Raw genomic sequence first — 22,511 nt, forward strand, 5'->3', positions numbered from 1 at the left:
TTTTAAGTTGATGAAGTATACATGGAAATGAGATCTCCCTGTACTTCCAGTTCTTCCTGCAATAATGCATTATGCAATACCGGTGCCGGCAAACCACCACCCAGTGCATGTTTTCCGGTGATCACCCGGGCTTCGTCCCAAACGTTATCTATAAACTGCTGTAATAAATGCGCGCCTCCTTCCACGATCATACTTTGAATATTATCTGCATGCAGGCGGGTTAAGAGTTGCGGAATAATATCCTTACTGAAATCAAATGTATCTTCTGACACAAAAATAGTGGGTGCTTCTTCACTATGCAACTGATAATGCCCCGGAACCTCCAAACGCCGGTCGATCACAATACGCAATGGTTGCCTGCCTGGCCAGAGACGTGCCGTTAACTTAGGATCATCTTTCAATGCAGTATGTTTACCTACCATAATGGCCATTTCCCTTGTACGCCATTGATGTACGAGCCGGTCGGTATAAGGATTGGAGATCCTTACGGGCTGGCCATCCGGGGGAGCAATAAAACCATCTGCAGACTGCGCCCACTTTAAAATGATGTAAGGCCTTTTCTTTTCATGAAAAGTAAAAAAGCGGCGGTTCACTGCTCTGCAGGCTTCTTCCAGTACACCGGTGATCACTTCTATCCCAGCATCTTTCATGCGTTGAATACCTTTACCTGCTACTGCAGAAAAAGTATCCACGCAACCCACCACTACCTTTGGGATCTTTCTTGCAATGATCAGATCTGCGCAGGGAGGGGTTTTACCATGATGGGCGCAAGGTTCCAGGCTCACGTACATGGTAGCTTTGGGGATCAGGGATTGTAATTCCTCCGGTACGCTATTGATGCAATTCACTTCTGCATGTGCCTGCCCGTATACACGATGAAAACCTTCTCCAATGATCCTGCCTTCATGCACGAGCACAGATCCCACCATAGGATTGGGAGCCACAGCACCCATACCTGTTTGTGACAGATCGACACAACGTTGCATAAAAAATTCGTGTGAAATACTTACCATGAATGCCTATGAAATATATATGTTTGCAAAAATATCGTTTCAGCGGCTATTTTCCGCTGATATCTAAAGATCATGACGATTCAAACTGCATTTGCCGGACTAGTGGCTGCGATTACACCATTGTACGATAACCGGGAAGCCGCCAATATAGCGCATCTCGTGATGGAACATATTACCGGATTAGGAAAACTGGATCGTGTTTTCCATAAAGACAGCGACCTTTCTGCACCCCAGGAGGCACAATATCAGCAGGCAATGACCGCTTTGCTGGAACACAGGCCTGTGCAGCATATTACTGGCAAAAGCTGGTTCTATGGCATGGAGCTGCTGGTGAACGAACAGGTATTGATCCCCCGTCCGGAAACAGAAGAACTGGTAGAATGGATCCTGCTGGACCATCCCGCCCAACCCGCCTGGCGTTTGCTGGACATTGGCACCGGCAGTGGCTGCATTCCCATTGCCCTTAAAAAACAGTGGCCAGCAGCAGATATGTGGGCCATGGACGTAAGCCCCAGCGCATTGGCCATCGCTACTAAAAATGCAGGGCTGCAACATACGCCTATCCGTTTTATTCCGCAGGATGTGCTGGCTACTGATGCATCAAAAGTATTGCCATCTTTAAACATCATCGTCAGCAATCCTCCTTATATCCGTGAATCCGAACGTGCGAATATGCAGGAGCAGGTAGAAGCTTTTGAACCTTCTATCGCTTTGTTTGTACCCGATAATGATCCCTTATTATTTTACCGGCGGATAGCCCGCCTGGCAAAAGAAAAGCTGGAACACGGCGGAAAATTGTATTTCGAGATCAACGAAGCGCTGGGTAAAGAAGTAGTGGAAATGCTGGAGGAGGAAGGCTTTAGGGAGGCCAAACTCAAACAGGATATGTTTGGGAAAGACCGGATGGTGAGGGCGGTAAAAAAATAAGCGGTAGTACTCCGCATGCAAAAAAAATAACTGCACCCTTTTGCAGGATGCAGTTACCTTAATTATTTCTTCTATTTTTTAGCTGCTGCGCTCTGTGGGTTGGCCGTTCCCAATACTGTTTTAGCCCCCAATTCCCTGGCGATCTGCATCACACTCACCACTACCCCGATAGGTACTGTTTCTTCCGCATTGATCACGATAGTAGGATCTACTTCGTTGGGAGATAACTTAGGAACCAATGTTTCCTTCAATTGTTCAAAATTCACTTTATTGGTGCCCACAAAAAACTGCTGATGTGCATCGATGCTCACTACAACAGTCTGCTTTGCTTTGGTATTACTTTTGGCCTTCGGCAACATTAGTTTGATAACGTTGGGATTGGCCAGTGATGACACGATCAGAAAGAACAACAGGAGAATGAACAGGATATCGTTCAATGCTCCGCTATGTAATTCTGCCGATCCTTTTTTACGCCTCCGCAAATTCATATATCGTAATTTATTTCGTCGGTGTTTGCATTAGATCAATAAACTCGCCGGTGGTGGCTTCCATTTTATTGATCACTTTATCGATCTGTGCATTCAGGTAACTGTAACCAATATAGGCAACGAGCCCGATGATCAGACCTGCGGCAGAGGTAACCATTTTCACATAGATACCACCGGCGATAGTGCTGAGTGTGATATCTGATGTCTGGGAGATATTGAAGAAGGTCTGGATCATCCCTGCGATGGTACCAAGGAAACCGAACATAGGAGCAATACCTGCCACGATGGCCAGGATCACCAGGTTCTTTTCCATTTTATATATTTCCAGCTTACCTACGTTCTCCATTGATTTCTCAATATTGTCGATAGGTTTACCAATGCGCTGGATGCCTTTATCGATCATCCGTGCAATGGGGCTGTTGGTATTCTTGGATAAAGAACGGGCGGCATTGATATTATCAGAGGTGATGTGATCACGGATCATGGGCATAAAGTTATCTTCTAACTTTCCTGCCTTTTGAATGGTGATGAACCTTTCAACGAATACATATACCGCAATTACAGAAAGGATACCCAATGGGATCATCAGGGGTCCACCTTTCACGATCATATCCCATAACCTGATCTCCTGAGCTGTGGCAGCTGCTGCATTTACACCCGCGGCCACAGTGTCCGCTTTGGGGAGTAAAAGAGAGTCCTGCATAAACGTAACGAGTCCTAGCAACATGAATTTAATTTTAACATTCGAGTTCTATAAGGGGTTAAAGTAATAATAAAAACGGATTTAGACGTAATTTATTATCAACTTCTCTCTTCCCAGACCTGTACAAGCTCGATAATGGTGTTCACTGCTTTCTGCATATCCTGCACGCTTACATACTCCTGTTTGCTGTGCAGGGCCATTTCTCCTGTAAAGATATTGGGGCAGGGCAGGCCCATAAACGACAAGCGGGAACCATCGGTACCGCCGCGGATGCTCATTCTTTCCAGTTTGATGCCTGCGCGTTTGATAGCTTCCTCAGCATTGGCCACTACCTGCGGATGTTTATCCAACACCTCTTTCATATTACGGTATTGCTCTGTGACCTTCATAGTGGCTGTGGCGCCGGGATGGCGGGCTACCGTGCTTTCCATGATCTTACGCAGGTAAAATTCATGCCCTTCCAGTTCTGCTGCGGTAAAATCCCGGATGATGAATTCTATTTCTGCTTTTTCCACCATGCCTTCTATACGTACGGGATGAATAAACCCCTGGCGGTCTTCTGTGGTTTCGGGAGAGAGGATATCTTTTGGCAATGCGCTCACTATTTCCGCCGCTACTTTGATGGCGCTCACCAGTTTGCCTTTTGCTGTACCAGGATGTACACTCACACCCTGGATACTGATCTTCACTCCATCTGCAGCAAAGGTCTCATCTTCCAGTGATCCCAATTCTCCGCCATCCATGGTGTAACCAAACCGTGCGCCCAGCTGTTCCATGTTCACATGTTGTACACCACGGCCTACTTCTTCATCCGGCGTGAAGAGGATGCGGATCTTTCCATGTTTTATTTCGGGATGCTGTAGGAGATAAGATGCGGCATCCATGATCTCTGCCACGCCTGCTTTATTATCCGCGCCCAGCAAGGTATTGCCGCTGGCGGTGATAATATCGTCTCCTATTTTCCCCTGGAGATATGGATGATCTTTTGTGCGGATCACCTGTGTGGTATCATCCGGCAGGATAATGTCCTCCCCATTGTAGGCCTTGTGCACAATTGGTTTCACATTGGTACCGCTGCAATCAGGGGCGGTATCCATGTGTGCGCAAAGGCAGATCACGGGCACCTCTTTTGTAGTAGTAGCGGGGATCGTAGCATACACATATCCGAATTCGTCTGTTACCGCATCTGTGATACCTATCTCCAGTAATTCATTTACCAGCAGCTTTGCCAGGTCTTTCTGCTTTGCTGTGGAAGGGAATGTGGTGCTGAGCGGATCTGACTGCGTGTCTATCTGAACATAACGCAGGAAGCGTTCTGTTACCGAATAAGCATAATTTTTATCCATTGGGCAAACCTATTAAAAAAGGCTGTCTTGCAGACAGCCTTTCCCTATATTTCACAAAAATTTCTATATTAAACGATCTCTACCAGTTCAATATCGAAGATCAGTGGTTCACCAGCCAGCGGATGGTTAGCATCCAGTGTGATAAACTCTGCTCCAACGGCAGCCACTCTTACAGGGAACACCTGGCCCTGAGGATTGCTCATTTGTAATTCCATGCCTACTTCGGGATTCAGATCAGCAGGAATATTAGCCTTGGGGAACTCCATGATCAACTCATCGCTCTTGGGGCCATATGCTTCTTCTACAGGGATGTTCAGGGTCTTTTTCTCCCCCACTTTCATATCCAGAACTCCGTTATCGAAACCTTTGATCACAGAACCGGTTCCCACTTTGAATTCCAAGGGAGCTTTCCCTTCGGATTTATCAAAGGTGTCACCATTCTCTAAACGGCCGTGATAGTGCACCCGAACGGTATCACCGGTCTTTACTTGTTGCATATAAATAATTTAAAATGATACAATAGGGTGTGAAGGTACAGATTTTGTTTTTGATTTCTGGGACCCGCCTGTTAATTTGTCCGGCATTGCTTATCCGTGCAAATTATATATTTATTTTTAGCATACAATATCTGCTGCTGAATTCCAAGACTTCTAATACATTTGCATCCATGAGGATAATTTTCATGGGTACGCCCGAATTTGCCGTTGCTTCCCTGGATGCGCTCGTTCAGAACGGATACAATGTGGTAGCTGTGGTTACAGCTCCTGATAAGCCCGCCGGCAGAGGTTTGCAGTTACAGCAAAGTGAAGTAAAGCAATATGCGCTGAGCAGGAACATTCCTGTATTGCAGCCGGAGAAACTGAAGAACCCTGATTTCATTGAAGAATTGCGTTCCTACAAAGCAGACCTGCAGGTGGTGGTGGCTTTTCGTATGTTGCCGGAAATTGTGTGGGATATGCCGCCATTGGGAACGATCAATGTACATGCATCCTTACTGCCACAATACCGTGGCGCGGCTCCTATTAACTGGGCTGTTATCAACGGGGAATCTGTATCCGGCGTTACTACTTTCAAATTACAACATGCTATCGATACCGGAAATATCCTTTTTACCGTGGAAGTTCCTATCCGTGAAGATGAAACTGCCGGGGAATTATATGCCGAATTAATGACAGCAGGCGCAGGTGTATTGCTGAAAACCGTGGCTGCTTTGAAAGAAGGGAATGCGCCGGAACTTGTGCAGAACAACATTCCTGAAAGCGAATTGAAACATGCACCGAAGATCTTCAAGGAAGATTGTAAAATTAAGTGGGAAGATACGGTGGACAATATCTATAACCTCATACGCGGGCTGAGCCCGTACCCTACAGCCTTCACCTTATTGAATGATAAAACATTGAAGATCTTTAAAGCGGAGAAAGAACATACGAAACATGCGCATGCATTGGGTTCTGTACATACAGATCAGAAAACTTTCCTCAAGTTTGCAGCAGATGGAGGGTATATCAGCCTGGTGGAATTGCAGTTGGAAGGGAAGAAGAAAATGGGAGTGGTAGAGTTTTTACGGGGGTATAGGTTTTAAGATATTAAAAAAGGCAGGGTGTACCCTGCCTTTTTTAATTATTATTTCTCATCGTAACTAAGTTCACAATAGAACCGCGCTTCGTTGATGCCCAGTGCGTCCTGTGCAGCATCGCTGAGTTTGATGATCAGGTTTGCGTTTGCTTTCAGTTGCGGTATAGCGTCCAGTACTTTAGCATAGATGGATTTACCGGTGAGCGGATTGGTCACTTTCACGATCGTTCCGCGGGGAGCTGTATTATGGAGTGCATAATATTTGCCGGAACCTACCACTGCATTGCTTCTGAACCAGGTACCGGGGCCTTTTTCCCCTACTACATTCCTGCCGTTATTGGTCTGTTGCAGGTATTGCTGCTCAAATCCTCCTTCCGGAACAGTGGGCGTGCGGCCCAGGCTGGTAGAGGGTTTGCTGTCTGGCTGCTCCTGCCTGGTTTCAGGTTCGGCAGCCTGTGATTTAGGTGTTGGTGTTGCTACTGGCGGAGGGTCCTGGTGTACTTCCTGTTTTACTACAGGTGGTGGGTCCTGCTTTACAACTGGCGGAGGGTCTTGCTTCGGAGGGTCCTGCTTTGCTACAGGTGCTGCAGGCGCAGCTACCGGCGCAACAATAGATTGCCCGTTTCCTTTCACGAAACCCACGATCAGGTAAGCATCTTTCTTCACCCCGTCTCCTGTGAAATTATTCCATTGACGCACATTGTCCAACGGCACTTTATCAAAGCGTACGTGGATCCTGTAAAGGGTTTCCTTTTCTGCCACCTGGTGATATACCGGCCGGAAACCTGCTCCGGCATGTGCTTCCTTGGATTGTATGAAGTTGCTTTTGCTTAAAGGAATGGTGATGCTTTTCCCTAAACTAAGCCCCTGGTCCATCTGCATCTTATTCTTCGCCGCAATGTCCTTAGGACTCAAACCATAAGCACGACCGAGACTGTACCAGGTTTCCCCTTTCTTCACTGTATGTGTCAAATACAGATCGGGTGCGCTGCCCTGTGCAACAAGCGTATCCTGTGCGGTTACTCCTATTGTACTGACCATGAAAACACCTATCAAAACTGACTTTAACATAATATCTAATACTTTAAGGGAACGAATATATGTGTTAAAAATGAATTAATGTTTATTGAAAAACGACAAAAAGCGCCTTTTGTTGTTAGCCCGCAACCGTTGCCGATCCTATTTCTCCACATCTGCCCTCTTACGTTTTCCACATTCCTTTATTCCGGCATTCCTGCTTTCAGGATGCGCATTTCCTTGGGATAATAGTTATTGATCCGGTTCGGTAGAACCTTTGCCCAGCCCAGGTTCATACCGCCATAACGCATTAGTGTCCAGCCTTTCAGACTGAGGTCCAGCTGCAGGTCCTCCTTGCGAAGATAACGTAAAGCATGTTCCAGCGGTAATTCCACGGCAGGCAGCCCGGCGGAGATGCAGGTACTCAGGGCCAGCTGATGATCCGGGATCAGTTCCTTCTGCGTGAGTTGGCCAGCTTTCACACCTGCCTTTCGCAGGTAGAGCTTCTTTTGCAGAACAGGTAGTTCTGTTGCGATGGAAGATCGTAAAATGATCACCTCTCCCTTATGATCTACAAAAGTGAGATTAGCTGCATCCCTTAACCATGGCAATAAACGGGCCGTTTCTTTAGCAGGAAGCGTAGCTATCTGCTGACGCACTTTCTTAGTTATGCCCTCTTCTCCTTTTTTCCGGAAACAGGCAATGAAAAAACCTTCCCCTTTCACCTGGTCCGGGTAAAAGCGGTACCCATGGGCTTTATACTGGTCAGTAACGGAGGTTATGATATTCCATGCAGGATCTATAGAGAGCGGAATATTTTCCAGTTCGAAGTTTTCAAGCAGCCATTCCATGATATCCTCATCCTCTTCTTTTGCATAGGAACAGGTGGAGTAGATCAATACGCCACTGGGTTTCAGGGCAGGTAGCACATCCGCCAGGATCCTTTGCTGACGCTGACTGCAGAGGATCACATTTTCCTGCGACCATTCTTCCACAGCCTCCGGATCGCGCCGGAATAAACCGGAACCCGAGCAGGGAGCATCTACTACCATTACATCAAAAAAACCTTCCAGCCTTGCGAAGTCGCGGGGATCATTGTTGGTGACCACTACATTATCTGCGCCCCATTTGGTGATATTATCTGCCAGCAGGCCTGCGCGGGATTTTATAACATCATTGGCTATCAGCAGGCTGTCCGGATGCAACACAGCCTGTATCAGGGTGCTTTTACCTCCGGGAGCAGCGCAAAGGTCCAGTGCTTTCAGGGGTTGAGAGAGATCTGTTGTTTGCCGGAGTGCTTCTTCGAGGAACATGGAAGATGCTTCCTGCACATAGTAGGCGCCGGCATGAAAATAGGGGTCGAATGTAAAGGAAGGTCTGGCGGAAAGATAGTAACCGTGTCGGTTCCAGGGTACTGGTGTGGGCGCCAGTTCAGGAAAAAGCGCCGTGGCTTTTTGCGGGTGCAGCCGGATGGAAGTGATCCGCTCAGCGGAATTATGCACCTCCAAAAAGGACTCTTTATTGAATCCGGGTAATTGGTCCAGCGTATCCATAAACGCTGATGGTAAAGATGACATTCCGCAAAGGTAAAAATTTATACGATTTTCACTTCAGCCACCAGCTGCTGTAACACAGCTTTTGCATCTCCAAAAAGCATGGATGTTTTGGGTTGAAAGAAGAGTTCGTTCTCGATACCTGCGTATCCCGGTTTCATACTGCGTTTGTTCACTATTACCATCTTGGCATTTTCTACTTCCAATATGGGCATCCCGTAAATAGGGCTGTCCGGGTCATTTTTGGCGGCAGGGTTCACCACATCGTTGGCACCCAGTACCAATACGGCATCTGTGGTATTCATTTCCCCGTTGGCCTGTTCCATTTCCTCCAGTTTTTCATACGGCACATCTGCTTCTGCCAGCAAAACGTTCATGTGACCGGGCATACGGCCTGCTACCGGGTGAATGGCATATTTCACTTCCACGCCTTTTTCTTCCAGTACTTTTTCCAGCTCATGGCAAACGTGCTGCGCCTGTGCCACTGCTAAACCATATCCCGGCACTATCATTACTTTATTGGCATAACGCAGTACTACGGCTGCATCGGAGAGACTGATCTCTTTGTAACTGCCTGTTTGTTCCTTGGCTGCACCACCTGCTTTTGGCCCTCCGAAAGACCCGATGAGTACATTCTTCAGCGAACGGTTCATGGCTTTGCACATGAGGATGGTGAGGATGGTACCTGCAGAACCTACGAGTATACCACCTGTGAGCATTACAGGATTGTTGTACAAGAAACCGCCGCAAGCTGCTGCCACGCCGGTAAAGGAGTTCAATAAGGAGATCACTACCGGCATATCTGCACCACCGATGGGCATTACGAATAGTACGCCGTATGCGATGGACAATGCGAGGATGATGTAGAAGGCAATGTTGATTTCAGGGAGAACGCCGATGCTTCCGTGAGTAAAATATCTGCCATTTTCGTTTACCATAACATAACTATCATTGATCACTGCAACGAGATATGTAGCCAATATCACAATAACAGCCAGCATGGTGAGATTCACGATGTGCTGCCCTTTAAATGCAAAATCTTTTACTTTTCCGTTTAATTTGCCCCATGCTATTACACTACCTGCAAAGGAAACGGTTCCAATGATCAGCCCCAGGAGGATGATCAACAATTTGCCACCTACATGAACACCTGTTGAAGCCTGGGTTATTAATGTTGCAATACTTTCCACCAGGTTGGATACTGATGTATCGTTTAAAACAGCATTTACCGGGCTATGCGTCAAATGATTAAACTCCACAATAGAGATCAGCATTGCACAAGCCCCACCCATGCCATTGAACATACTCACCATCTCCGGCATTGCCGTCATTTTCACCTTTCGTGCAGCAATCACGCCTATCACTGTTCCTATCAATAATCCACTGAAGATCCAGCCGTAGTTATGTAATTTCTCCCCGCCTTCTTCATACAGGAAAATAGTTCCGGCAATGGCCAGGAACATCCCCGCTGCCGCCACCAGGTTACCTTTGCGTGCAGAGGCAGGATGGCTGAGCATTTTCAGGCCGATAATGAATGTAACAGAGCCGATCAGATAAGCGATAGACAAAAGACTTGCTTGCATATAGGGCTATTTACTTTTCTTCTTTGAAAACATTTCCAGCATCCTGTCCGTCACCACAAAACCACCTACCACATTGAGCGTACCCAATATCACAGCCAGGAATCCAAGTACCAGTGCGAGGTAATTATCTGACTCCGCTTTGCCCATTACAATGATGGCGCCGATGATCACCACGCCATGAATGGCATTTGCACCACTCATGAGTGGCGTATGCAATACAGCAGGAACACGGGAGATCACTTCGATGCCAAGGAATATGGAGAGGATCACAATGTATACCATCTCTATATGCAGTTGTAAAAAATCCAGTACTGCGTTCATATGTTCAGGTTATTTATGCGGTTGCGGGTTGGAGGTTTTTCACACGCTCATTTACAATCTCTCCTTTATGTGTAATGCAGGTGCCCTGGATCAGATCATCTTTAAAGTTCAGGTCCAGCTGCCCTTCTTTTGTGAGCATGAGCTTCAGGAAATTCAGCACATTGCGGGCATATAACTTACTGGCATCTGCAGGAGCAGTACCTGCCAGGTCTGAATTACCGATCACGGTTACACCTTTATGTACAATGGTTTCACCGTTCTTAGTAACGGCGGTATTTCCGCCAGTGGCAGCAGCAAGATCAATGATCACAGAGCCGGTGTGCATATTCTCCACCATCTCCTGCGAGATCAGTATGGGTGCTGCTTTTCCGGGGATCTGTGCCGTGGTGATGATGATATCTGCTTTCGCTGCGCTTTGCGCTATTTTTTCTACCTGTTTCTGTTTGTACTCTTCCGTTTGTTCCACTGCATAACCACCTGCTTTGGAAGCATCCGCCGCGCCTTCCACTTCCACGAATTTTGCGCCGAGGCTCATCACTTCTTCCTTAACAGCAGGCCTTGTATCAAATACTTCCACAACTGCTCCCAGCCTGCGTGCTGTGGCAATAGCCTGTAATCCGGCAACCCCGGCTCCCAGGATCAGTACTTTTGCAGGAGGGATACTTCCTGCAGCCGTCATCAGCATCGGAAAATAGCGGCTATAGGTATACGCCGCCAGGATCACTGCTTTATAACCTGCAATATTGGCCTGGGAACTCAATACATCCATGCTTTGCGCACGTGTGGTGCGGGGAATGGTGTCCATACTGAAAGTAGTGAGTTGTTTTTCGGCCCATTGCTGCATGAGCTCCTGGTTGTAGAGGGGCTGGTAAACGCCCATAAGGATCTTTCCGGGGGCTAACTGGTTCCATTCTTCCGGAACAAGTGAACGGATACTGAGCAGCAGATCTGCCTGCTGCAATATCTCTGTGCGGGGTTTGATGGCCGCGCCGGCTTCCCGGTACGCCTCATCCGTGTAAAATGCTTTTACGCCGGCCCCCTCTTCCACCCACACTGTTACCTGCTGCTGCACTAATTGTTTCACTACTTCCGGAACCAGCGATACCCTGCTTTCTTCTGCTTTTTCTTTTAGAACGGCCAAGATCATCTGCGATCGAATTTTGCTGATTGAATTTAAAGAAAAAAGCGGAGAAATCGGGGTTAAGGATTAACCGTATAGGGCAAAATGGGCTGTATCTCTTGCCCCTAAAGGATTAAAAAAAAATCAAATAGATAAAAAAAAGACCGCCCTGGTGCAGGGCGGTCTTTTTTTTATGCGTATTGCGCCATTTCTTCTTTACAAAGCAGGGCTACTGTTTTCACCCATGTTGGATGTGTGTTCATACAGGGGATCATGGTGAAACTGTCTCCACCATTGCTGATAAAGGAGTGTTTACCTTCCATGGCTATCTCTTCCAGTGTTTCCAGGCAATCTGACACAAAAGCCGGGCACACGATCAGTAACTTCTTAACACCCTGTTTAGGAAGGGTTTCAAACAGGCCTGCTGTATATGGTTTCACCCATTCTTCCCGGCCCAGCCTGGATTGGTAGGAAATGCTCCATTTATTCCGGGGGATCCCCAGTCTCTCTGCTACCAGTTCAGAAGTGATGGTCACCTGGTGACGGTAACATTGTTTATGCGCAGCAGAAGCAACATGGCAGCAATCATTCACTTTATAACAGTGGCTGCCTGTTACATCGCCCTTTCGTATGTGCCTTTCCGGTAGCCCGTGATAACTGAAGAGCAGGTGATCAAAATCCTGATCAAGATAAGGACGCATGCTTTCAGACAGTGCCTCAATGTATTCAGGACGGTCGTAGAACGGTTCCACTACTTTTAACGTGAAGGGATAGTTCTTTTTCTTATAGACCTCCTTTGCATATTCCACGGCGGTTTCATAACTGCTCATGGCATAATGCGGGTATAAAGGCATGAGGATCACTTCCTTCAGGTTGGGATGTTCCTTCATGAGCTTCTCGTAAGTGGCCTGGGGAGAAGGATTGCCGTACCGCATGGTGATCTCCACAGGGATCTCCAGATCGTGCTGCAGGGCAGTTTGTAATTGTTTGGTCAGCGCGATGAGTGGGGAACCATCTGCCCGCCATACTTTGCTGTAAGCTTCCGCACTATTTGCCGCCCTGTTGGGAACAATGATCCCTCCCACCAGTATCTTACGCAGCAGCCAGGGGTAATCGATCACCCGCTTGTCCATCAGGAATTCCAGGAGGTATTTCTTCACATCCGGCACCGCCGTAGAATCAGGCGAACCGAGGTTCATCAGCATAATAGCTGTATCAGACTTTGCGACCATAGACCTAAAAAATTGTTGCAAAAGTAAGCGCTTTTGAGGCTTTATCCTGCTAGTAGTGTCATTAAATTGTTAGAATAAAAACGAAGAGGAGGTGATGTTTCAGACTGATCCAGATCATTGTGGTATTGGATTTTCTGTCATTAATTTGTAGCTTATACCGCTAAATGCTTTCGTATGGCAGCTATCAACAAACATGATGGATATCATTTTTTGCATGCTCCACTTACCATGGTTAGAAATGACACACTAGTGACAGCCTCAGGCGCGGTTTTGAAGTCTAGGCAAGTATTTTTGCAACCGGAAGCTTTTAAGAAACACATGCAGGTCAATCAGCCCAAAGACATATCACATTTTCATATCGTTGGCATCAACTATAAGAAAACAGACGCTGCCATCCGCGGTTTATTCGCAATAAATCAGGATCAATACCAGCAACTTTTACAGACCGCCCAACAGGCTGGCCTGAATGACCTATTCGTACTTTCCACCTGTAACAGAACTGAGATCTATGGTTTTGCACCGGATGTGGAAGTATTAATGAACCTGTTATGCGATGCCGCTCATGGCAATCGCCAGGTATTCAAAGAAATGGCCTATCACAGAACAGGAGAAGGTGCCATCCGGCATCTGTATCATGTTGGCACCGGCCTTGATTCCCAGATCCTGGGTGATTATGAAATTGTGGGGCAGATCAAAAGCGCCGCCAAATTTGCAAAAGGAGCAGGCTGCATTGGTACCTTCATAGAAAGACTGGTGAACAGCGTGCTGCAGGTTTCCAAGCTCATCAAAAATGAAACGGGACTTAGTTCCGGTACTGTATCTGTGGCATTTGCCGCCGTACGTTTGCTGGAAAGCAAGATCCCTGATATCAAAAACAAAAGGATCGTTTTACTGGGTGTGGGCAAAATAGGCCGTAACACCTGTAAGAATATGATGGAGTACCTGGGTGTGCGCAATATCACACTAATCAATCGTACTACCGCAGTGGCAGAAGAGTTTGCCGGCACACATGGCCTGCAGTATGCTCCTTATGAAGAAATGGATGCTGTGCTGAAAGCAGCAGACGTGATCCTCGTAGCCACCAATTCCCCACAACCTACCATCCTGAAAGCACACCTGGAAGGAACACAACCCAAACTGGTGATAGACCTGTCCATTCCTTTCAACGTAGCTGCAGATGTACGGGAATTACCGCATGTGGAAGTAGTAAATGTGGATGAACTGAGTAAAGTGCAGGATGAAACATTGCAAAAACGGCTCAACGAAGTACCCAAAGCCATGAGCATCATTGAAGAGCACATGGAGGAGTTCCTCTACTGGTTCAAGATGCGTAAACATGCTGTAGTGCTGAAAGCCGTGAAAGAGAAACTCACGGAGATCCATGCACGCGAAATAAAAGAGCAAAAGAACGGCGCACAATACAATATGGAGGATATGGAAGAAGTTTCTTCCCGCATCATTCAGAAAATGATCAATCTTATGGCCGGCAAAGTGCGCAAAGAATCAGAGAAAGGCGATCTCTACATCGCCATGATCAATGATATTTTTGAAGCCGGCGTTAATCAGGAATAGAAATGGACAAAGTCATCAGGATAGGTACCCGGGAAAGCCAGCTCGCACTATGGCAGGCTAACCTGGTAAAAGATCTGCTTACAGCACAAGGGTTTTCCACTATTTTAGTTCCCATCAAAAGTGAAGGTGATATTGACCTGGTAACACCACTCTATGAGATAGGTGTACAGGGTATTTTCACCAGGAGCCTGGACCTTGCCCTGCTCAACGACCGCATTGATATTGCGGTACATTCTTACAAAGACGTTCCTACCCAATTACCCAAAGGCCTTATCAACGCCGCCATTCTTGAAAGAGGGCCGGTAAAAGACCTCCTGGTATACAAACATGATACACAATTCTTAGAAGACAGTACTTACGTAGCTAATATCGCCACATCCAGCATCCGCCGTAAAGCCCAGTGGCTGCGGCGTTATCCGCAACACCAGTTGCATAACCTGCGCGGGAATGTAAACACCCGCCTGCAAAAGCTGGCTTCCGAAAACTGGGATGCCGCTATCTTTGCCGCAGCAGGACTGGAAAGGATCGGCGTAAGGCCGGATGAATCCGTGATACTGGACTGGATGCTGCCTGCCCCTGCACAGGGAGCCATTGTTGCGGCCTGCAGGGAACAGGATACCTTCTGCCGGGAAGCCCTGGCTCCCCTGGACCATGCAGAAACAGCACTTTGCACAGGTATAGAACGGGAATTCCTGCGTTACCTTTTGGGTGGTTGCACCACTCCTATCAGCGCTTATGCTTATATTCAGGATGGACAATTAAATTTTGAAGGTAACCTCTGCAATCTCCAGGGCACACTGTCCCTCACGGTTTCGCATCAGTTACCTGCAGCAGATGCAGCAGGGCTGGGCACATCAGCCGCTAAGGAAATACTGGTACAGGGAGGCGATGCTATCATTGAAGAGATCAAAAATGCCCAACGCTAAATATCGCATATTGAGTACAAAGCCCCTGCCGCAAACGCTGATCGGGGAAGCTGCCGCACATGGTGTTGCTATATCTGCGCAGGCTTTTATTGACGTGCAGCCAACACTCACACCGGAAGCAACAGCACAGAGCTTACAGCATTTTATCAAAGGCAGTACACTTGTATTCACCAGCCCTAATGCTGTGAAGATCGTGAGTAAAGCATGGCATTACAGCCAGGACCCTGCAAAAAAGGGGATCAGCAAAGTGTATTGCTTACAGGGCGCTACACGCAAAGCAGTGGAGGAACATTTACATCATGTATCCATTGCCGGTACTGCACTGAATTCAAAGGAACTTGCAGAGCTGATCATTGCCGAACATAATATTCCTTCGGTTGTGTTCTTCTGCGGCAGGATCCGCAGGAATGAACTGCCTGATATTTTAAAAGAACACCAGGTAGCAGTAGAAGAGATTGTGGTGTATGATACCGTGGAAACACCTGCCGCCCTGGAAGAAGAATATGATGGCGTACTCTTTCTCAGCTCCAGCAGCGTAAAGAGTTTCTTTTCCGTGAACACACTCCCAAAGCATACGGTATGTTTTGCCATTGGCACTACTACCGCAGCTTCGCTGGAAGATGTAACCAATAACAGGATCGTTGTAAGCCCCGAGCCTTCAATGGACCTTTTAGTACAAACAGCTATTTTTTACTTTGACAATATCAATTGCTACGAATGAGCGGACTACAGAACGATTTGTTGTTAAAAGCACTGCAGGGAACTCCGGTTCCACGCCCACCGGTATGGATGATGCGCCAGGCCGGACGCTTTTTGCCTGATTATATCAAACTGCGTGATAAATATTCTTTCTTTGAACGCTGCCAGACTCCTGAACTGGCCACTGAGATCACAGTAATGCCGGTGGACCAGGTAGGTGTGGATGCGGCGATCATTTTCTCAGACATACTGGTAGTTCCGCAGGCCATGGGTATGGAAGTACAGCTCGTGGAAAAACTCGGGCCCCTTCTCCCCCAGCCCATCAAAACAGCGGCTGATCTGAACAGGATTGAGATCCCGGATGTGAAGGAACGTTTACACTATGTAATGGATGCACTGCGCCTCACCAAACAAACCCTCGCCGGCCGCGTTCCGCTGATCGGTTTTGCCGGAGCACCCTGGACGCTGTTATGCTACATGGTACAAGGCAAGGGTTCCAAAACATTTGATGAAGCCAAAGCATTCTGTTATCAGCAACCTGCCGTTGCACATGAACTACTGAACAGGATCACAGAAACCACTATCCTCTACCTGAAAGCACAGGTAGAAGCAGGTGCAGATGTAGTACAGATCTTTGATTCATGGGGCGGTTTGTTAAGTCCGCAGGATTTTGAAGAATTCTCTTTACAATATATCCGCCGCATTGTGGCTGCATTGCAAGGTGTAGCGCCCGTGATCGTATTTGCCAAAGGTGCCTGGTTTGCACTGGAAGAAATGGCGGCTACCGGCGCACAGGGTCTTGGACTGGATTGGTGTATCAAACCTGAACTGGCCCGCAAGTTTGCAGGCCCTGCTGTTACCCTGCAAGGGAACTATGATCCGGCATCACTGATGCGCCCTATCCCTGAGATCACTAAGTCCGTGCATGAGATGATCCGTGCTTTCGGCCCGCAACGTTATATTGCAAACCTGGGTCATGGCATCCTGCCCAACATCCCGGTAGATCATGCGAAAGCATTTATAGAAGCTGTGAAAAGTTATACGGCATGACCATCAAAGAACAATTCATACCCTTCATTCAGCAGCTGCAAAATGAAATATGCAGCGCAGTGGAAGCCATGGACGGAAAAGCAAAGTTCAGGGAAGACCGCTGGGAAAGAGAAGGCGGTGGTGGCGGGATCACCCGTATCATTGCCGATGGGAATGTTTTTCAAAAAGGCGGCGTGAACACTTCTGTGGTACATGGTAAATTACCGGCTGTGATGGCACAGCAGTTCAATGTTCCGGGAGAAAGCAGTTTCCTGGCGGCAGGGATCTCCCTGGTCATCCATCCGCTGAATCCCTTTGTACCAACAGTACATGCCAATTTCCGTTACTTTGAGCTCTATGCGGCGGATGGCAGCATAGCAGATTCCTGGTTCGGTGGTGGTGCAGATCTTACACCATATTATATCTTTGAGGAAGACGGCGTTCATTTTCACCGTACTTTCAAAGAGGCCTGCGATCCTTTTGGAACAGAACTTTATCCGCAATACAAAAAACATTGCGACGAATATTTTGTGAACAAACACCGGAATAATGAAGCGCGCGGCATTGGTGGTATCTTTTACGATTACCTCCGCCCCGAGCCTTCCCGCACAGCAGAACAGCTGCTGCAATTCCAGTTTGCCAATGGTAATTCCATGATCGATGCCTATCTTCCGATCGTAGCAAAAAGGAAAGACCTTCCATATACAGAAGAAAATGTACACTGGCAGGAATACAGGCGTGGCCGTTATGTAGAGTTCAACCTGATACACGACAGGGGTACTTTATTTGGTCTGAAAACGAACGGCCGCATTGAGTCCATCCTCATGAGCCTTCCCGCCAGGGCACGCTGGGAGTATGATTTTCACCCTGCCGCAGGGAGTCCGGAAGCAGAACTGCTGGAATACCTGAAACCAAGGGAATGGGTTAAATAATGGAAAATTAAAATAGAAGATGATGATCAGAAGAAACAGAATTTTACGCAACTCCCCTGCCATCCGTGCGATGGTAGCAGAAACCATTTTAACCCCTGCCGATTTTATCGCGCCGCTGTTCATTACAGAGGGAAAGGGCATTAAAGAAGAGATCTCTTCCATGCCGGGGTATTTTCGTCATTCGCTGGACCTCACGGTGCAGGAAGCGAAAGAGCTGTGGGGAATGGGCATAAAAAGTGTGCTGCTGTTCATCAAATGTGCAGATGAACTGAAAGATAACAAAGGAACGGAAGCGCTCAATCCCAACGGCTTGATGCAACGTGCCATCCGTGCAGTGAAAGAAGCGGTACCCGGTATGGTGGTAATGACGGATGTAGCCCTGGACCCCTTCTCTTCCTACGGCCACGATGGTATTGTGGAAGGAGAAGAGATCGTGAATGATGCCACTGTGAATGTACTGGCTGCCATGAGCGTAAGCCATGCTGAAGCCGGTGCGGATTTTGTGGCTCCCAGCGATATGATGGATGGCCGCATCCTGGCTATCCGTGAAGCATTAGAAGACAGTAACTTTACCAAAACGGGCATCATGGCCTACAGTGCCAAATATGCCAGTTGCTTTTACGGCCCTTTCCGTGATGCATTGGATTCTGCACCCGGTTTTGGGGATAAGAAAACATACCAGATGGATTATGCCAATGCACGCGAAGCATTGAAAGAAACATTGATGGATGTGGATGAAGGAGCGGATATCGTAATGGTGAAACCAGCCATGGCTTACCTGGATATCATCCGCCTTATTAAAGACAGCGTAACTGTTCCGGTGAGCGCCTATCATGTAAGTGGTGAATACGCCATGATCAAAGCAGCGGCGAAGATGGGATGGATCAACGAGGAGAAAGCTATTATGGAAAGCCTTACCAGCATTAAACGTGCAGGTGCAGACCTGATTGCCACCTACTTTGCGAAAGATGCGGTGCGTTTGTTAAACAACTAAAAACTGATGGCATGTATACTAAAAGTAAAGCCCTATTTGAACAGGCCAATAAAGTAATTCCCGGTGGTGTGAACTCTCCTGTACGCGCATTCAAAAGCGTAGGCGGCACACCGGTTTTCATGCAACATGCTAAAGGCGCCTACATGTATGATGTAGACGGTAACCGGTATGTGGATTATATCAATTCATGGGGTCCCATGATCCTTGGCCATGCTTATGAGCCGGTAGTAAAAGCTATCCAGGAATATGCTACCTACTCTACATCTTTCGGTGCACCTACTCAGCTTGAAATAGATGTGGCAGAACTGATCGTGAGCATGGTGCCGAATATTGATATGGTGCGTATGGTGAACTCAGGTACAGAAGCCTGCATGTCTGCCCTCCGCCTTGCACGTGGTTATACCGGCAGAAATAAGGTGATCAAATTCGAAGGCAATTATCACGGCCATGCAGATTCCTTCCTGGTAAGCGCAGGCAGCGGTGTTGCCACATTAGGCTTACAGTCCATTCCCGGCGTAACCAGTGCCGTAGCTGATGACACACTCAGTGTTCCTTATAATAATCTCCCTGCCGTAGAACAACTCATTGCCGAACACCCTGATCAGATCGCTGCGATCATTGTAGAGCCTGTAGCAGGTAATATGGGTTGCATCCTTCCCCAGCCGGGCTTCCTTGAAGGCTTAAGAAGTTTATGTGATACGCACGGCATTCTATTCATCATGGATGAGGTGATGACCGGTTTCCGTTTAGCAAAAGGTGGCGCACAGGAGTTATTCAATATCAAAGCAGACATTGTGACCTTTGGCAAGATCATCGGTGGCGGCATGCCGGTAGGTGCTTTTGCTGGTAAGCGGGAGATCATGGAACATATTGCACCAGCCGGTAAAGTATACCAGGCAGGTACCCTCAGCGGTAACCCGATTGCCATGATAGCAGGATACACCTTGCTGAAAACATTGAAAGAGCGCCCTGCCATCTATACACAACTGCAGGAAAAAACAGAACAGCTTATAGCAGGATTAAGGGAAACCTTCGGTGCGGCAGGTGTGGTTTACCAGATCAATCACATCGGTTCCATGATGAGTGTGCATTTCGCGGAATATCCCATCGTTGATTTTACGGCCGCATCCGGTGCCAACAATGAACTGTTCAAACGTTTCTTCCATGCTATGCTGGAAAGGGGCGTTTACCTGCCACCATCTGCATTTGAAAGCTGGTTCATCAGTAATGCTATTACAACAGAAGATATCGAATTTACTGTGTCTGCTGCCAAAGCAGCGATGCAGGCTATCAGATAATATCAGGCAAAGAAGTTAACGATCAACCGGTTATTGAATGAACCGGGAGCCTCCCGATTATATCGGGGGGCTTTTTTATGCAAAATGATATCAATTCTTGTTAATTAAGCATTATAATAGCTCGCTTACAATTACGTAAATTTATTCGTAAACTTGGAAATACGTGGCATTGGAGATCAAACCGTCTACAAAAGAACAGGAACAGTTGTTACTGCAGCAGCTTGCTGCAGGCAGTGAGCGTGCATTCACAGCAATGTACCATGCTCACAAACAACATATCTTTGATGTAGCGCTCCTGTATACTAAAAACGCAGACCAGGCAGAAGAGATCGTACAGGAAGTGTTTCACAAGATCTGGGAGAAAAGGGAAACGCTGGCGGATGTGCTGGAATTCAAAAATTTCCTTTTTATCATTGCCCGTAACTGCATCTTCAACCAGTTCAAAAAGTCCTCCCAGGAACTGGCTGCACAAAAAGACCTTTTTCTCACACAAACAGAAACCGTTGATGATACAGACTACCGCCTGAGAAATGAGCAATGCGAGGAATTGCTCCATACCGCCGTTGCCAGCCTGCCGCCACAAAGGAAAAGGATCTACCAGTTAGCTAAGGAAGGCGGTTTAAGTTATGAGGAAATAGCCTCTCAGCTGAGCATCTCCCGTTTCACTGTTAAGAACCAGATGGCAGAAGCCCTGCGCTTTATCCGCGTTCAGCTCCACAAACACCTTCATACCCTGCTGGCCTTCTCTATCCTGATCTGCCAGCTCTTCAGATAATTTTTTTTGACCGGAATAGTCCTTCCCCCATTTCCGGTTGTCTTTATAATACAACAGCCTCCCAAATGACAGAAAAGGAATTTTTGGAATTACTGGCCAAACACAAGCAGGGCAACCTGAACACTAAAGAGCAGATGCTCCTGGCACAGGTAGTGGCTGATGGAGATTTTGACGAAGTATTGAAACAGGATGTTATGCAATCCCTTTCCGGTAAAAAGCAGGGGCTTATACGCCGCCTTTTTACCAACAGGAGGATAGCCGCAGCAGTGACCTTACTCGCCATGGGCGGTCTTTTGTTCATGTTTGTATTCCCGCGTAAAAAGCAAACCAACACACCCATACTGAGCCAAACTGTTAAACAGGATGTATCGCCAGGTACCAACCGCGCTTTACTCACCCTGTCAGATGGCTCTGTGGTGGAACTGGATAGCCTGGGAAATACCATTATTCCTACGCAGGGAAGTTCCAGCGTAAATGTGCAGGGTGGTCAGTTAGTTTACGGGAAGGGAGATGGAGAACAGGTTTTCAATACCCTAACCACACCAAGAGGCGCACAGTATAAGATACAATTGTCTGACGGTACGCTTGTATGGCTCAATGCAGGCTCTTCTTTAAAATATCCGACAATATTCAATAACAGTGAACGCACCGTAGAGCTTCAGGGAGAAGCTTACTTTGAAGTGGCCAAAGATGCCCAAAAAGTATTCCATGTAAAGGTGAATGATATGCAGGTAGAGGTATTAGGCACCCATTTCAACGTCTCGGCCTATTCGGAAGATAATACGATAAATACTACGCTCCTGGAAGGAAAAGTAAAAATATCCGACCATATCCTCCATCCCGGAGAGCAGGCACAACGGGCGTCAGATGGAAATATCAGCATCAAAGAAGTGGATGTGGAAGAAGTAGTGGCCTGGAAGAATGGCCTGTTCATCTTTCAGAATGCAGACGTCAAAACAATTATGCAGCAATTATCGAGATGGTATGATATAGAGATCACGTATGAAGGCACACCGCGCCAAATGAGGCTCAACGGTGAAGTATACAGGAATTATAATCTATCCCAGGTATTAGCGGTACTGGGTGCTACAGGCTTAGAATTTAAAATCGAGGGAAAAAAGCTGAACGTTATTTACTAAGTAAGATCAATCAAAACAAAAACAGTGATCGCTGCGAATCTCACATCGCGGCAGGGGCTACTATTTTCTCACCATTTTAAAACATCATTATGGCAACCTAACTACACAACAGCAGGGGCCTGAAATAAGACCGGAGGTGCTGCGAACACCCCCGGCCGGAAATTCGGGTATCCCTAACAGTATCAATTTGCACAGATCTATTAAACAACACCCAAACATTGCAAAATTATGCATTTGAAATTTAATAGCAGCACTCCGTCTGATACGGG

General features: G+C 47.2%; 22 protein-coding genes. 11 read left to right on the top strand and 11 right to left on the bottom strand.

Going from position 1 to position 22,511, the window contains the following annotated elements:
- Positions 1-2: 2 nt before the first annotated feature.
- Complete coding sequence (gene ribD / locus BUR42_RS13420) at positions 3-1,013, bottom strand: bifunctional diaminohydroxyphosphoribosylaminopyrimidine deaminase/5-amino-6-(5-phosphoribosylamino)uracil reductase RibD (RefSeq protein ID WP_084185551.1); 1,011 nt, start codon at positions 1,011-1,013, stop codon at positions 3-5.
- Between the two features lie 72 nt (positions 1,014-1,085).
- Between ribD and prmC the strand changes: the two genes are divergently transcribed.
- Entirely contained in the window at positions 1,086-1,940 is an 855-nt protein-coding gene (gene prmC / locus BUR42_RS13425) for a peptide chain release factor N(5)-glutamine methyltransferase (protein ID WP_074239722.1), read from the top strand.
- A 71-nt stretch (positions 1,941-2,011) separates the two neighbouring features.
- Here the strand turns inward: prmC and BUR42_RS13430 are convergent, their stop codons facing one another.
- The 4 genes from BUR42_RS13430 to BUR42_RS13445 form a co-directional block, all read right to left on the bottom strand.
- Positions 2,012-2,428 (bottom strand): ExbD/TolR family protein, encoded by a 417-nt coding sequence (locus BUR42_RS13430; RefSeq protein ID WP_074239723.1) that lies wholly within the window; start codon positions 2,426-2,428, stop codon positions 2,012-2,014.
- 10 nt (positions 2,429-2,438) lie between these two features.
- Complete coding sequence (locus BUR42_RS13435; protein ID WP_074239724.1) at positions 2,439-3,155, bottom strand: MotA/TolQ/ExbB proton channel family protein; 717 nt, start codon at positions 3,153-3,155, stop codon at positions 2,439-2,441.
- A 74-nt stretch (positions 3,156-3,229) separates the two neighbouring features.
- The gene (pepT, locus tag BUR42_RS13440) at positions 3,230-4,477 is read right to left on the bottom strand and encodes a peptidase T (protein WP_074239725.1); all 1,248 of its coding nucleotides are present in this window, start codon (positions 4,475-4,477) and stop codon (positions 3,230-3,232) included.
- Between the two features lie 68 nt (positions 4,478-4,545).
- On the bottom strand, positions 4,546-4,974 hold the full coding sequence (locus BUR42_RS13445; protein WP_074239726.1) for an FKBP-type peptidyl-prolyl cis-trans isomerase: 429 nt from the start codon (positions 4,972-4,974) through the stop codon (positions 4,546-4,548).
- A 170-nt stretch (positions 4,975-5,144) separates the two neighbouring features.
- Here BUR42_RS13445 and fmt point away from each other — a divergent pair, with 170 nt between their 5' ends.
- On the top strand, positions 5,145-6,059 hold the full coding sequence (gene fmt, locus BUR42_RS13450; RefSeq protein WP_074240588.1) for a methionyl-tRNA formyltransferase: 915 nt from the start codon (positions 5,145-5,147) through the stop codon (positions 6,057-6,059).
- Between the two features lie 41 nt (positions 6,060-6,100).
- Here the strand turns inward: fmt and BUR42_RS13455 are convergent, their stop codons facing one another.
- The 6 genes from BUR42_RS13455 to hemH form a co-directional block, all read right to left on the bottom strand.
- Positions 6,101-7,123 (bottom strand): DPBB and LysM peptidoglycan-binding domain-containing protein, encoded by a 1,023-nt coding sequence (locus BUR42_RS13455; RefSeq protein WP_084185552.1) that lies wholly within the window; start codon positions 7,121-7,123, stop codon positions 6,101-6,103.
- 149 nt (positions 7,124-7,272) lie between these two features.
- Entirely contained in the window at positions 7,273-8,646 is a 1,374-nt protein-coding gene (locus BUR42_RS13460) for a methyltransferase RsmF C-terminal domain-like protein (RefSeq protein ID WP_074239728.1), read from the bottom strand.
- 17 nt (positions 8,647-8,663) lie between these two features.
- Positions 8,664-10,205: an NAD(P)(+) transhydrogenase (Re/Si-specific) subunit beta gene (locus tag BUR42_RS13465; protein ID WP_074239729.1), complete on the bottom strand. Its 1,542-nt coding sequence runs from the start codon at positions 10,203-10,205 to the stop codon at positions 8,664-8,666.
- Positions 10,206-10,211: 6 nt separating this feature from the next.
- Positions 10,212-10,526: an NAD(P) transhydrogenase subunit alpha part 2 gene (locus BUR42_RS13470; RefSeq protein ID WP_074239730.1), complete on the bottom strand. Its 315-nt coding sequence runs from the start codon at positions 10,524-10,526 to the stop codon at positions 10,212-10,214.
- A gap of 13 nt (positions 10,527-10,539) precedes the next feature.
- Positions 10,540-11,673 (bottom strand): Re/Si-specific NAD(P)(+) transhydrogenase subunit alpha, encoded by a 1,134-nt coding sequence (locus tag BUR42_RS13475; RefSeq protein WP_074239731.1) that lies wholly within the window; start codon positions 11,671-11,673, stop codon positions 10,540-10,542.
- Positions 11,674-11,837: 164 nt separating this feature from the next.
- Positions 11,838-12,878, bottom strand: coding sequence for a ferrochelatase (hemH, locus tag BUR42_RS13480; RefSeq protein ID WP_074239732.1), 1,041 nt, complete (start codon positions 12,876-12,878; stop codon positions 11,838-11,840).
- 318 nt (positions 12,879-13,196) lie between these two features.
- Here hemH and hemA point away from each other — a divergent pair, with 318 nt between their 5' ends.
- From hemA to BUR42_RS13525, 9 genes are all read left to right on the top strand, one after another.
- Positions 13,197-14,450: a glutamyl-tRNA reductase gene (gene hemA / locus BUR42_RS13485; protein ID WP_074240589.1), complete on the top strand. Its 1,254-nt coding sequence runs from the start codon at positions 13,197-13,199 to the stop codon at positions 14,448-14,450.
- Between the two features lie 2 nt (positions 14,451-14,452).
- Positions 14,453-15,376: a hydroxymethylbilane synthase gene (gene hemC, locus BUR42_RS13490; RefSeq protein ID WP_074239733.1), complete on the top strand. Its 924-nt coding sequence runs from the start codon at positions 14,453-14,455 to the stop codon at positions 15,374-15,376.
- Between the two features lie 10 nt (positions 15,377-15,386).
- Positions 15,387-16,097, top strand: coding sequence for a uroporphyrinogen-III synthase (locus BUR42_RS13495; protein ID WP_159442266.1), 711 nt, complete (start codon positions 15,387-15,389; stop codon positions 16,095-16,097).
- Positions 16,094-17,125: a uroporphyrinogen decarboxylase gene (gene hemE, locus BUR42_RS13500; protein ID WP_074239735.1), complete on the top strand. Its 1,032-nt coding sequence runs from the start codon at positions 16,094-16,096 to the stop codon at positions 17,123-17,125. The genes BUR42_RS13495 and hemE overlap by 4 nt, the downstream gene beginning before the upstream one ends.
- A complete protein-coding gene (gene hemF / locus BUR42_RS13505; RefSeq protein ID WP_084185554.1) occupies positions 17,122-18,036 on the top strand; it encodes an oxygen-dependent coproporphyrinogen oxidase in 915 nt (304 codons plus the stop codon). Before hemE ends, hemF begins: the two co-directional genes overlap by 4 nt.
- Before the next feature lie 22 nt (positions 18,037-18,058).
- Entirely contained in the window at positions 18,059-19,030 is a 972-nt protein-coding gene (gene hemB, locus BUR42_RS13510; protein ID WP_084185656.1) for a porphobilinogen synthase, read from the top strand.
- 11 nt (positions 19,031-19,041) lie between these two features.
- The gene (gene hemL, locus BUR42_RS13515) at positions 19,042-20,328 is read left to right on the top strand and encodes a glutamate-1-semialdehyde 2,1-aminomutase (RefSeq protein WP_074239737.1); all 1,287 of its coding nucleotides are present in this window, start codon (positions 19,042-19,044) and stop codon (positions 20,326-20,328) included.
- A 163-nt stretch (positions 20,329-20,491) separates the two neighbouring features.
- On the top strand, positions 20,492-21,103 hold the full coding sequence (locus BUR42_RS13520; RefSeq protein ID WP_074239738.1) for an RNA polymerase sigma-70 factor: 612 nt from the start codon (positions 20,492-20,494) through the stop codon (positions 21,101-21,103).
- A 65-nt stretch (positions 21,104-21,168) separates the two neighbouring features.
- Positions 21,169-22,242 (top strand): FecR family protein, encoded by a 1,074-nt coding sequence (locus BUR42_RS13525; protein ID WP_074239739.1) that lies wholly within the window; start codon positions 21,169-21,171, stop codon positions 22,240-22,242.
- Positions 22,243-22,511: the final 269 nt, after the last annotated feature.

This window comes from Chitinophaga niabensis (genome assembly GCF_900129465.1).
GTDB classification, from domain to species: Bacteria; Bacteroidota; Bacteroidia; order Chitinophagales; family Chitinophagaceae; genus Chitinophaga; species Chitinophaga niabensis.